The sequence below is a fragment of the Desulfobaculum xiamenense genome, from assembly GCF_011927665.1.
In the GTDB taxonomy this organism is placed as follows: Bacteria; Desulfobacterota; Desulfovibrionia; order Desulfovibrionales; family Desulfovibrionaceae; genus Desulfobaculum; species Desulfobaculum xiamenense.
Genome location: NZ_JAATJA010000004.1, coordinates 40,466 through 52,143 on the forward strand (window position 1 = coordinate 40,466; position 11,678 = coordinate 52,143).

At 64.6% G+C, this 11,678-nt stretch carries 9 protein-coding genes and 3 tRNA genes; 9 read left to right on the top strand and 3 right to left on the bottom strand.

What is annotated here, in order from left to right; genetic code table 11:
- Positions 1-15: 15 nt before the first annotated feature.
- Positions 16-1,212, bottom strand: coding sequence for a UDP-galactopyranose mutase (gene glf / locus GGQ74_RS14200; protein ID WP_167942259.1), 1,197 nt, complete (start codon positions 1,210-1,212; stop codon positions 16-18).
- Positions 1,213-1,480: 268 nt separating this feature from the next.
- Between glf and serS the strand changes: the two genes are divergently transcribed.
- The 3 genes from serS to GGQ74_RS14215 all read left to right on the top strand — a co-directional run bounded on the left by serS (position 1,481) and on the right by GGQ74_RS14215 (position 3,037).
- Positions 1,481-2,761, top strand: a complete 1,281-nt coding sequence (gene serS / locus GGQ74_RS14205; protein ID WP_167942260.1) for a serine--tRNA ligase — start codon at positions 1,481-1,483, stop codon at positions 2,759-2,761.
- A gap of 118 nt (positions 2,762-2,879) precedes the next feature.
- Positions 2,880-2,955 (top strand) — tRNA-Lys (locus GGQ74_RS14210).
- Positions 2,956-2,961: 6 nt separating this feature from the next.
- Positions 2,962-3,037 (top strand) — tRNA-Glu (locus GGQ74_RS14215).
- A 97-nt stretch (positions 3,038-3,134) separates the two neighbouring features.
- Here the strand turns inward: GGQ74_RS14215 and GGQ74_RS14220 are convergent.
- Positions 3,135-3,968, bottom strand: a complete 834-nt coding sequence (locus GGQ74_RS14220) for a cytidylate kinase-like family protein (RefSeq protein WP_167942261.1) — start codon at positions 3,966-3,968, stop codon at positions 3,135-3,137.
- A gap of 604 nt (positions 3,969-4,572) precedes the next feature.
- Here GGQ74_RS14220 and GGQ74_RS14225 point away from each other — a divergent pair.
- From GGQ74_RS14225 to GGQ74_RS14240, 4 genes are all read left to right on the top strand, one after another.
- A complete protein-coding gene (locus GGQ74_RS14225) occupies positions 4,573-5,571 on the top strand; it encodes a hypothetical protein (protein WP_167942262.1) in 999 nt (332 codons plus the stop codon).
- A 217-nt stretch (positions 5,572-5,788) separates the two neighbouring features.
- Positions 5,789-5,864, top strand: a tRNA-Glu gene (locus tag GGQ74_RS14230).
- A 226-nt stretch (positions 5,865-6,090) separates the two neighbouring features.
- Entirely contained in the window at positions 6,091-6,897 is an 807-nt protein-coding gene (locus GGQ74_RS14235; RefSeq protein WP_167942263.1) for a ZIP family metal transporter, read from the top strand.
- 115 nt (positions 6,898-7,012) lie between these two features.
- Complete coding sequence (locus tag GGQ74_RS14240; protein ID WP_167942264.1) at positions 7,013-9,154, top strand: Tex family protein; 2,142 nt, start codon at positions 7,013-7,015, stop codon at positions 9,152-9,154.
- Here the strand turns inward: GGQ74_RS14240 and GGQ74_RS14245 are convergent.
- A complete protein-coding gene (locus GGQ74_RS14245; protein WP_167942265.1) occupies positions 9,151-9,954 on the bottom strand; it encodes a Mut7-C RNAse domain-containing protein in 804 nt (267 codons plus the stop codon). The genes GGQ74_RS14240 and GGQ74_RS14245 overlap by 4 nt on opposite strands.
- A 42-nt stretch (positions 9,955-9,996) precedes the next feature.
- Here GGQ74_RS14245 and GGQ74_RS14250 point away from each other — a divergent pair, with 42 nt between their 5' ends.
- Complete coding sequence (locus GGQ74_RS14250; RefSeq protein WP_167942266.1) at positions 9,997-11,292, top strand: M48 family metallopeptidase; 1,296 nt, start codon at positions 9,997-9,999, stop codon at positions 11,290-11,292.
- A 128-nt stretch (positions 11,293-11,420) separates the two neighbouring features.
- A complete protein-coding gene (locus GGQ74_RS14255; RefSeq protein ID WP_167942267.1) occupies positions 11,421-11,678 on the top strand; it encodes a hypothetical protein in 258 nt (85 codons plus the stop codon).

Consider the following 11,678-nt stretch of genomic DNA (forward strand, 5'->3'; position numbering starts at 1 on the left):
TTGCGTGACGGGGGATTACCCCCGCGCCACGGGGCGCTCCGGTCTGTGGTGGGGCGGGGTCCAGTCTGTGCCGAGGCGTTCGCACAGGCGGTCGTAGGCTTCGAGGGCCTGGAGGATGGTGGTGTCCATATCCAGATAGGCATAGGTGCCGAGGCGGCCGCCGAAGATGGTCCGCGTTTCGGCGTGGGCGTCGCGCTGGTAGAGGGCGAGGCGCTCGCGGTCCTCGCGCAGGCGCATGGGATAGTAGGGCTCTGGATGCGCTGTGCAAAGTTCGCGGGGGTATTCGCGTGCGATGAGCGTGGCGGCGGCGGGGTGCTCGCGTTCCTCGTGCAGGTGACGGAATTCGTGGATGCGCGTCCACGGGACGTCGGGGGCGGGGTGGTTGACCACGGCCGCGCCCTGAAAGTCGGGCACGAGGTGGATTTCCTCGTGGAATTCAAGGGAGCGCCAGCCGAGGGGGCCGTAGCGGTGGTCGAAGTAGCGGTCCAGCGGCCCGGTGTAGATGACGGTGCAGCCCTCGGGGATGCGCTCGCGGATGTCGGCGTGGTCCACGCCGAGGGCGACGTCGATGAGCGGGTGGGCCAGCATGCGGCTGAAGGTGGCGGCGTAGCCGTCCATGGGCAGGCCCTGCCACGGGTCGTCGAAGTAGTCCGTCTTGCAGGTGGCGCGCACGGGCAGGCGGGTGACGATGGCGGCCGGGAGGCGGCGCGGGTCCACGCCCCACTGCTTGCGCGTGTAGTCGCGGATGAAGGCTTCGTAGAGTGGGCGGCCGATGAGGGCGATGGCCTGCTCTTCGAGGTTGGCCGGGGTTTTCGTGGCGTCGCGGCCGGCCTCGGCGGCGAGGAACGCGTGCAGCTCCCACGGGCGCAGGCTGGTGCCGTAGAAGTCGTTGACCGTGAGAAGATTGACGGGCATGTGGTAGGCCCTGCCGTCCACCATGGCCAGCACCCGGTGCCGATACGAATTGAACGTGGCGAATCGGTTGATGTATTTCCAGACGCGGGCATGGGCTGTGTGGAAGATGTGGGTGCCGTAGACATGACGCTCTATGCCGGTTTCCGTGTCGATGGTGGAGTGGCAGTTGCCGCCGGTGTGGTCTCTGCGGTCGATGACGAGCACGCGCTCGCCCATATCCGCGGCGATGCGTTCGGCCATGACGGCTCCGAAAAGTCCAGCGCCGACAACGAGATACTTGAGTCCCGCCAGTTCCATGCGTCCTCCCTGCGCAGAATGCGCCGCCGCGCCGTTTTGCGTGGTGCGCGGTCTGTGTGGGATTGAGCAAGGAACGTGCCCCGGTCCCACTTCTCCGCACCTTGCAGGACGTTGCGGGAACCGCTATAGATTCAGGTCCGGCGGGGGTGCCTTGTGTGGCTCCGGACGGATATTCATGCAATAGTACAGCGAAAAGGATTGGTTCCGGGGAAAGGCGATCCCCCGCGATGTGCGGAGTGTCCCCTTTCCCCGGCTGCCGGAGGCGCATATGCTCGACATCAAGTTCATCCGCAAGAATCTGGATGTGGTGAAGGACGCCCTTGCCAAGCGCAAGGCCAAGGTGGACGTTGACGCTTTCCTGACGCTCGACGCCAGACGGCGCGAGCTGCTCGCCGAGGTGGAAGGCCTCAAGGCCGAGCGCAACGCCACGTCTCGCGAGGTCGGCGATCTCAAGCGCACCGGCGGCGACGCGTCCGCGCTCATGGAACGCATGGGCGAGGTCAACGAGCGCATCAAGGCTCTCGACGCCGAACTGGTGGGCATCGACGAGGGCGTGAACAAGTGGCTTATGGCCGTGCCGAACATCCCGCACGAGTCCACCCCCGTGGGCGACGGCGAGGAGGACAATCCGCAGGTCGCCATCTGGGGCGAGAAGCCGGTCTTCGACTTCACCCCTCGCGAGCACTGGGACATCGGCCAGAGCCTTGGCGGGCTGGATTTCGAGCGCGCCGCGCGTCTGGCGGGCAGCCGCTTTGCCGTGTATCGCGGCTGGGCCGCACGTCTGGAGCGCGCCCTCGCGCAGTTCATGCTCGACGTGCAGACCGGCGAGCACGGCTACGAGGAGTGCATCACTCCCTACATGGTCAACCGCGAGACCATGACCGGCACCGGCCAGCTGCCCAAGTTCGAGGAAGATCTCTTCAAGATCGAGGGACGTGAGGCGTTCATGATCCCCACCGCCGAGGTGCCGTTGACCAACCTCTATGCGGGCGAGGTGCTTTCCGAGGACGATCTGCCCATGCGCTTCACGGCCTTCACACCGTGCTTCCGCAGCGAGGCCGGTTCCTACGGCAAGGACACCCGAGGCCTCATCCGCCAGCATCAGTTCCACAAGGTGGAGATGGTGCGCATCGAGAAGCCCGAGGATTCCTACGCCGCCCTTGAGGAAATGCGCGGCCACGCCGAGGCCATTCTGCGCAAGCTGGGCCTGCACTACCGTGTGGTGTCCCTGTGCACGGCGGACATCGGCTTCTCCGCCGCCAAGACCTACGATCTTGAGGTCTGGCTGCCCGGACAGGACAAGTTCCGCGAGATTTCGTCCTGCTCCAACTGTGAGGACTTCCAGGCCCGGCGCATGAACATGCGCTTCCGCCGCAAGGGTGCCAAGGCCACCGAGTACGTGCATACGCTCAATGGCTCCGGCCTTGCCGTTGGCCGTACCTTCGTCGCCGTGCTGGAAAACTACCAGCAGGCCGACGGCTCGCTGGTCATCCCCGAGGCGCTTCGTCCGTACATGGGCGGTCTGGAGATCGTGCGGCCCTGCAAGTAGCTGTCGCGCCAATCCATAATGGCGGTTTTCCCATGAATCCCTTGACCACTGGCCGGGAAAGCCGCAAAATTTGCTTGACAGGAAGGGACTCGGAATTTAAGAACCACTTCCTTCAAGTGGGCCGTTAACTCAGTAGGTAGAGTATCTGCCTTTTAAGCAGAGAGTCACTGGTTCGATCCCAGTACGGCCCACCATATAGTGTCCCCATCGTCTAGTGGCCTAGGACGACGGCCTCTCACGCCGTTAACAGGGGTTCAAATCCCCTTGGGGACGCCACCGACATTCAGGCGGCCTGCGCATTGCGCAGGCCGCCTTTTTTCGTTTGTGCCTGTGTGGGCCGTGGGCAGTTTTGAAGCCGGATCTGTTGCGCCCATCAAATGTTGTGGAAGGGATTGATTCGGCCATCCTCCTTTCTGTCTCCGGGCAGGACGCAAACCTCTTCGACCCCCATGATTGATCTGACGCACTGCTCGATCTGTTCGACCTTGCATTCGTTGAGCGCTGGACGCTCCCTTTCTGCCTGCACGGTGACGTGACCGTCCGCGGCTGTGACCACGGCATGCGGCAGTAGTTCTTCGAGGGCGATTTGGATTTCGGTGGCAAGGAGCATGTCTTTCATCTGGCGCATGACGTCAGGGGTGGTCTGGAAGGCCTCGTTTTGGGCCGCATGGCAGATGATGCCCGCCGCATCGTCGATGGAGAGTTGGCCGATGTGGATCGTCATGTCGTACAGCCGGCTGTCCCATGTGTCAGACCCGTAAATCCGCTTGCCCCATTTGCGGCGTTCCTCGTCGTCCTGGATCAGTTTGCGGCGCGCCTCGGCCTCGCTGATGTCCAGACGTTTGATCTCTTCGTGTATGCGCAGTTCCATGTTCGCAGTGATGCGGACCTTGAACACGTTTGGAAGTCCGCAGAGGAAGAAGTGTCCGGCCAGGCCGTGGTACACGAGGTTGTCCCGCATCGCATGCAGCAGGAAGCATCGGCGGATGCGGTGCATGTTGCGTTCGACTTCGGACGTGAAACGATCCAGAAGCGAGGGCGAGTCGTGGAGGGCCTTGGCGAGCTTGGCTTCGGAGATTTTGCCCTCCGTGGCGATTTCCAGCAGCCGCTCCTTGGACAGACACTGGTACCCCATGCAAGCGGCAACCTTTTCGGCGACATCCTTGCCCCGGCTGTACGTTCCTCGCGAAATGGTGACGATGGCCATGCTGTCCTCCCCTGCGTCATGTTGTCTTTCGTGTCGGGCCGTTGGCAACGGGCTTGGTGATGCCCCTCGCGCGCATGGCGCAGGGGGGAGGCCAGATATGGTCTCTGTCCGTTCGAACGGGTGCCGCAGCAGGTCCGGTTGGGCCAGTCCCACGCTGAACCATGGCTGGAGGGCGGCGAAAGGTGGATTTCCGATCGTCTCCATTTCTATTCCCGCGGTCGTTTCGCTGTCAAGGCGGCGGGGGTAGCGACGTTGTGGACGGCTGGCGGTGCGAGATGTGAGTCTGTTTCCTCTGATGGCGTCTCTTATGTAAGGCGCATTGGCTGAAAATGGCCTCGTGTCGGTGATTCTGAAGACTTTTCAGACTAAGTAACGTTCATGCCGAGTGTGATTGACTTGGATGTGTTGTCTTGACTCATAGACAATACATGCTTAGCACATGAGGTGTTTTTTTTGATGATCAATGCATATTTCGAATAATTGTCTGCCACGGTGAGTGTGTGCATACATGTGAATGCAGACTGTTAATTGTGGTGTCGCTGGTTGGTGAGTGTTTCGCACATTCGTATGGTATGCGTCGGTTGTGGGTGACCTGGAGGGAGGAATGATGTTGAAGATGCGTATCGCTATATTGATTCTTGTGTTAGAAACGGTTGCCTTCTTGGCCACCAGTCCTTGCGCGGCACAATCTGTGTCTGGGGATGCAGAGGGCTACGTTGATGGTGGCGTTTTTCTCTATCATCTGGACATGCCGGATTATGCGCCGCTGGCCGCACGTAATGGATCACCCACGCTCACTGCTGTGTCCAGCATTGCCGTCAGTGGGGACGATCCTGAAGGGGCACTCGGTAGTCTGACTATGGGATGGCGAACAGCCACGCCGCTATTCTTCGAGCTGTCCGGACGGACTTTCTCTGACGATACGCAGACGGAGGCCAACCTGTATCCAGCGGCATACGGAGCGCCTCGCGTGGGGTATTATTCCTTGACGGGAACCCGGGGAGCCTACGGGACCATAGGTTTTGCCCATGTGAATACGGAGTGCTCCTTTTCGGAGTCGGGGGGGCGGATTCTGGGCGGATACGCCATCGATCTTGGGGAAGACCTTGTGCTCAGCCCGGTCATCGGTTTCGAGGTCATGGAGATTGGTCAGGAGTATGCGCTGGACTATGCGTCGAGCACCGGCAATCGGATGTGGCTCCGGGAAGAGGTTGATGCCGGATACCGGGGTGCGCTGGTTGGACTTCGGCTTCAGGCGCGCAAGGGAGCATTCCTGGCCGATGTGCGCGGTTTGGTTGGCTGGTACACCGTCCGTGCGGAATACGATGGAACCATGAGGGTGGAGAGTGATTATACGGATGCCCTGTCCCTTAGCGAGAACGATTGCGCCACCGGGCTGGAGCTCTCCGCCGAGCTGTCCCGGCAGTGGGGAGACTGGACCATTGGCGTGCAGGGAGGGGTGCGCTATCTTTCCTATGTTCCCGAGATCGTGGCCAGTACGAAGGGCACCATGGGCGATGCCGTGAACGGAGAACCGACGCATCTGGGCGGGGATGATTCAAAGGCCTTCAGTCTGGGGCTGAAGCTGGGCTATTCCTTCTAGCGGAAGGCCCGCATGGGCGCACGCGAGGACGCCAAGGCCGACGCGCCCACATCCTGCACCGTGGAGAACCGTGGCGCAGGCTGCGACTGGCGCCTATCCCGCCGCAATCACGGCAGATCATGAAAAAAAGGGCCACCTCGAAAAAATGCGCTTGACTTCGGAATGCTCTTCGTACATAACCACTCGGCCTGCGGGGGAACACCTCGCATTACTGGACGTCCCCATCGTCTAGTGGCCTAGGACGACGGCCTCTCACGCCGTTAACAGGGGTTCAAATCCCCTTGGGGACGCCATCCGAGCACAACGGGCTTCGAATCCTCACGGTTCGAAGCCTTTTCTATTTCTGCGCCGCAGGGCGCAAAAGGGGCCGAAGCGACATGTCGCTTCGGCCCCTTTCGCATTGATGCGGGATAGCGCGGCGCGTGGCGCATCCTTTCGGCCCGTGCGGCCTGTGGACGTGCGCCGTGGCGATGGTGTAGGTTCGACTTTAAGCGATCAACCCTTTGCGAGGTTCGAAGCATGCAGTTCGAGACGCTCAATCCCGTGGTGCAGGCCCTTCTGGGCACCATGTTCACCTGGGGCGTGACGGCCCTTGGCGCGGCGGTGGTCTTCCTTGCGCGCGACATCTCCAAGCGCGTGCTGGATACCATGCTCGGCTTCGCCGCCGGGGTGATGATCGCGGCGAGCTACTGGTCGCTTTTGGCTCCGGCCATCGACATGTCCGAGCATCTGGGGACGTGGTCCTTCGTGCCCGCGGCCGTGGGTTTCGTGGGCGGGGCCGTGTTTCTGCGGCTGGTGGACATGTTCTTGCCGCATCTGCATCTCAATGCGCCCATGAGCGAGGCTGAGGGCGTGTCCGTGAGCTGGAAGCGCAGCACGCTTCTGGTGGTGGCCATCACCCTGCACAACATCCCCGAGGGGCTGGCCGTGGGCGTGGCCTTCGGAGCCGTGGCCGCCAATATCGAATCCGCCACGCTGGCCGGGGCCATGGCCTTGGCGCTTGGCATCGGCATCCAGAATTTCCCGGAGGGCATGGCCGTGTCCGTGCCGCTGCGCCGGGAGGGGATGTCCCGCTTCAAGTCCTTCTGGTACGGACAGCTTTCGGGCATGGTGGAGCCGATTGCCGGTGTCATCGGCGCGGCTGCGGTGTTCTATGCCCGGCCCATCCTGCCCTATGCGCTGGCCTTCGCCGCCGGAGCCATGATTTTCGTCACCGTGGAGGAGGTCATCCCCGAGTCGCAGAATTCCGATAACGGCGACCTCGCCACCATGGGCGTCATCTTCGGATTCACGGTCATGATGACCCTCGACGTGGCGCTGGGCTAGGGCGCAGCGAGCATCCATCCTTTCCCGAATCAGGGAAATTTCCCAGACAGCTTGACCACGGTCCGCCTTCCGTCTTGAATGCGTGGACCGACATTTTACGATGCAAGGATCACGCATGAACGAAAGACATTGCGACCAGATAGCGAAGGAAACCGGCCTGCCCACAGCCCGCGTGCGCGCGACGGCGGACCTGCTGGACGGCGGGGCCACGGTTCCCTTCATTGCCCGTTACCGCAAGGAAGTCACCGGCTCCATGGACGAGGTGCAGATCGCCGCCGTGCGCGACGCGCTGACCCGGCTGGCCGAACTGGACCGCCGCCGCGAGGCGATTCTCAAGTCCCTCGTCGAACGCGAACTGCTCACCGACGAGCTTCGCCGCTCCGTGGACGGGGCGGCCACCCTCGCCGAGTTGGAGGACGTGTACCTGCCCCATCGGCCCAAGCGCCGCACGCGTGCCGAGGCCGCCCGCGAGAAGGGCCTCGCTCCGTTGGCCAAGGGCATCCTGCTCCAGAAGGGGCTTGATCCCCTCAAGGCCGCCGAGCGCTTCGTGAATCCCGAAAAGGGCGTGGAGAGCGTGGACGACGCGTTGGCCGGGGCGCGCGACATCATCGCCGAACTGGTGGCCGAAGATCGGCAGACCCGCGAGTCCATGCGTCTCGTCTTTGCCCGCGAGGGCGTTGTGCATTCGCAGTTGGTCAAGGGCAAGGAGGCCGAGGCCGCGACCTATCGCGACTATTTCGACTGGTCCGAGCCGGTGGCCAAGGCACCGGGGCACCGGGTGCTGGCCATTTTGCGCGGCGAGCGCGAGGGCTTTCTGCGCGTTGGCCTGCGTCCGGACGAGGAGCGCGCCCTGTCGCGCCTGAAGCGGCGCTTCGTGCGCACGCAGGGCGACGACGGCGCGCAGGTGGCCATGGCCGTTGAGGACGGCTACCGTCGTCTGCTGGCACCGTCCATGGAGACCGAGACCCGCGCCGCGCTCAAGGAACGCGCCGACGAGGAGGCCATCCGCGTGTTCGCGGACAACCTGCGCGAACTGCTGCTGGCCCCGCCGCTGGGGCGCAGGCGCGTGCTGGCGCTGGACCCGGGCTTTCGCACCGGGGCCAAGCTCGTGTGCCTCGACGCGCAGGGCGGGCTGGTCCACAACGACACCATTTACCCCACCCATGGCGGCCGCAAGGCCGACGAGGCGGCGCACACCGTGCGCGAACTGTGCGCACGACACGCCATCGAGGCCGTGGCCATCGGCAACGGCACCGCCGGGCGCGAGACCGAAACCTTCGTGCGCGCTTTGGACTTGCCGGGCTCGCCGCAGGTGGTGATGGTGGATGAGGCCGGGGCGTCGGTCTACTCCGCGTCCGAGACGGCGCGGGCGGAATTTCCCGATCATGACGTCACCGTGCGCGGCGCGGTGTCCATCGGGCGAAGGCTCATGGACCCGCTGGCCGAATTGGTCAAGATCGACCCCAAGGCCATCGGCGTGGGGCAGTATCAGCATGACGTGGACCAGAAGCGCCTTCGCGCCGCGCTGGACGACGTGGTGGAGCACTGCGTGAACGCGGTGGGCGTGGAGGTCAACACGGCGAGCGCTGAACTGCTGGCCTTCGTGTCTGGCCTCGGCCCCACGCTGGCCCGCAATATCGTGGACTGGCGCGCGCAGAACGGCCCCTTCGCCTCGCGTGCGGAACTGAAGAAGGTGCCGCGCCTCGGCCCCAAGGCCTTCGAGCAGTGCGCGGGCTTTCTGCGTATCGCCGACGGCAGGGAGCCGCTGGACGCCAGCGCCGTGCATCCCGAGCGCTATACGCTGGTGCGGCGCATGGCCACGGACGCCGGATGCGCCGTGGCGGACCTGCTCCACGGGGCTAACGCGCGGGCGCGGGTGAATCTTTCGGCCTACGTGACCGACGAGGTGGGCATGCCCACGCTGACGGACATCATGGCCGAGCTGGAAAAGCCGGGACGCGACCCCCGGCGAACCTTCGAGGCCTTTGCCTTCGCGGACGTGCATAGCGTGGCCGATTTGGAGTTGGGCATGGAGCTTCCCGGCATCGTGACCAACGTGACCAAGTTCGGCGCGTTCGTGGACGTGGGGGTGCATCGCGATGGTCTGGTCCACGTGAGCCAGTTGGCGGACCGCTTTGTGCGCGACCCTGCCGAGGTGGTGCGCGTGCGCCAGCGGGTGCGCGTGCGCGTGACCGAGGTCGATCGCGAGCGCGAACGCATCGCCTTGAGCATGAAGGGTGTGCCCCAGCCCAACTAGTCCTCGGAGCGGAGCAGCCCGAGGCGCGAAAGCCGGGCGAGCATGGCCTCGTGGTGCGAGCCGGGCCAGTATACGCGTTCGCAGCGCGGGCAGATGTGGAAGCTGTCGTAGTGGATGCGCGTGAGCGGTTCCAGACGGTGGAGCACGTCGGCCTTGGGCACGGGCGCGAGGGGCACGTTGCAGCGCAGGCAGCGCGAGAAGGGCGCGAAGGGACCATGGATGCCGAAGTGGTCGAGCACCTCCGCAAGCTGGTCCTCTGGCGCGGCTGCGCGCAGCAGGCGGCCCCGGATGACGGCCTTGCGCTTGAGGAGTGCCGTGTCCCGCGTGAGGACGATGCGCCGCTCCCGTGCGGCCAGTGCGGCGATGGCCGCGTCGTCGCCGTCTGGCGGTGGAGCTGCGTCGAGACCGAGGAGCCGCAGCAGGGTGCCAAGTCGCGCGACGTTGACGTCCACCACGAAGAGCACGCCTGAGAACGGCTCGGGCCGCAAGAGGCTTGGCGCGGTCACGTCCTCGGGCATGGGCTGCGCGAAGACGTCGCAGGTCGTCCCGGCGGTCAGGGGGTGGCGAAAGTCCACCTCGACGCCGTCGATGCGCAGGGAACCTATCTCGGTGTGCGGGATGCCAAGGGCCTCGATGGCGTCCTTGAGGGACGCGCTGCGCAGGGCCGGATAGCGCACAAGGCCGGTCTCGCGCGCGCGTAGACGTTCGGCGCGCGGCGTGCGCACACCGTGGCGCGAGCCGGGGTCGAGCAGGCGGCGGATGTCGCCGTGGAAGCGCAGCAGCGCACAGTGGTCGGTCACCGGATTTCCACCTGTTGAGCATTCAACCGATCAGGGCATGTTATGAATATCTACCTCGCTATCGTTCTCGGGTCCATGATCGCCGCGTGGGCGGTGAACACCGTGGTCGCGGTCCTCAACGTGAAGGCTCTCGATCCGCGCCTGCCGCAGGAGTTCGCGGGCGTGTATGACGCGCAGGCCTACGCCGCGTCGCAGCGCTACACGCGCGATGTGGCGCGTTTCGACGTGGTGGCCGAAACCGTGGGGCTGGCCGTGGGCGTGGCCTTCATCCTCTGCGGAGGATTTCCCTTCGTGGATGGCCTCGCCCGCAGCGTGGGCTTCGGTCCGGTGGGCACGGGCGTCGTCTTCGCGGCCATTCTGCTGTTGATCAACGACGTCCTGAATCTGCCTTTCTCGGTCCATAGGACCTTCGTCATCGAGGAGCGCTACGGCTTCAACCGCACCACGGCGCGGACTTTCGTGCTGGACCGGTTGCGCGGGTGGCTTCTGACCGGGGTCATCGGCGGGCCGCTTCTGGCGGCGCTACTGTGGTTCTTCAACGCCGCCGGGCCGCTGGCATGGGTGTGGGCGTGGCTGGCCACGGTGACGGTCATGGCCGTCATGCACTACCTCGCGCCGTCGCTCATCCTGCCTCTGTTCAACACGTTCACGCCTCTCGAACCCGGCCCCCTGCGCGACGCCATCGAGGACTACGCAAGGCGCGTGGGCTTCGCGCTGTCCGGGCTGTACGTGATGGACGGCTCGCGGCGCTCCGCGCGGTCCAACGCCTTTTTCACCGGCTTTGGCAAGCGCAGGCGCATCGCGCTGTTTGACACGCTGGTGGCCGCGCATTCGCCGGAGGAGATCGTGGCCGTGGTGGCGCACGAGGTGGGGCACTACCGCAAGGGCCACGTACTGCGGCACCTCGCGCTTGGCGTGGCGCGCATGGGCGCGGTGTTCCTCGTCATGTCCTTCTTCCTGACCAGTCCGGGACTGCACGCCGCCTTCGGCATGGACGGGGTGAGCGCGTATGCGGGGCTGGTGTTCTTCCTGCTGCTGTTTGCGCCGGTGAGCATGGTCCTCTCCGTGGGACAAAATGTCATCTCGCGCCGCCACGAGTACGAGGCCGACCGCTTCGCCGCGCAGACCACCGGACGGCCCGAGGCGTTGGTGAGCGCCCTGCGTTGCCTGTCCGTGGATAATCTTTCGAATCTGACCCCCCATCCGGCCCATGTGTTCCTGAACCATTCGCATCCGCCGGTGTTGGCCCGCATCCGCGCCTTGCGCGCCCTCGGCGCGGCCGACGCCACGGCGCGGGACGCGGACCTCGCCTCCGCGGTGGAACATCGGGCCGGTTGATCTGCCCCAACACCCCATGATCGCGGCGCATTTTTGGTGTGTGGCGCGAAGTGCCCGCGCCTGCCGCGCATCGCGACGTTGACAAGGCGTATACATTTCGTATTTCATGGGAGGTGGAGGAAGTCGTCATGACGCGCAAGGTTCGATCCGTACGTGTTCCCGAGGAGCTTGGCTCGCTCGATCTTTCCGGTCTTGTCCGCGAGTGCGAGAAGTATCTTCGCGACCTCGAATCCGCGACCATGCTCAAGATAGAGGGCAATCGCGAGGCCGCCGAGGCGCTCATCCGTTCCCGGCAGGCCGACCTCGGCCGCCGCATCGGCCTCAAGGTCTGGGAGGCCCGCGTGGCCTATGGCAAGACCCGCTCCGGGCGCGGCGAGGACGAATAG

Coding starts and splice junctions, on each gene's coding strand:
- GGQ74_RS14255 (WP_167942267.1), top strand. CDS start 11,421: ATGACGCGCAAGGTTCGATCCGTACGTGTTCCCGAGGAGCTTGGCTCG.
- glf (WP_167942259.1), bottom strand. CDS start 1,212: ATGGAACTGGCGGGACTCAAGTATCTCGTTGTCGGCGCTGGACTTTTC.
- GGQ74_RS14250 (WP_167942266.1), top strand. CDS start 9,997: ATGAATATCTACCTCGCTATCGTTCTCGGGTCCATGATCGCCGCGTGG.
- GGQ74_RS14235 (WP_167942263.1), top strand. CDS start 6,091: ATGCAGTTCGAGACGCTCAATCCCGTGGTGCAGGCCCTTCTGGGCACC.
- serS (WP_167942260.1), top strand. CDS start 1,481: ATGCTCGACATCAAGTTCATCCGCAAGAATCTGGATGTGGTGAAGGAC.
- GGQ74_RS14225 (WP_167942262.1), top strand. CDS start 4,573: ATGATGTTGAAGATGCGTATCGCTATATTGATTCTTGTGTTAGAAACG.
- GGQ74_RS14220 (WP_167942261.1), bottom strand. CDS start 3,968: ATGGCCATCGTCACCATTTCGCGAGGAACGTACAGCCGGGGCAAGGAT.
- GGQ74_RS14240 (WP_167942264.1), top strand. CDS start 7,013: ATGAACGAAAGACATTGCGACCAGATAGCGAAGGAAACCGGCCTGCCC.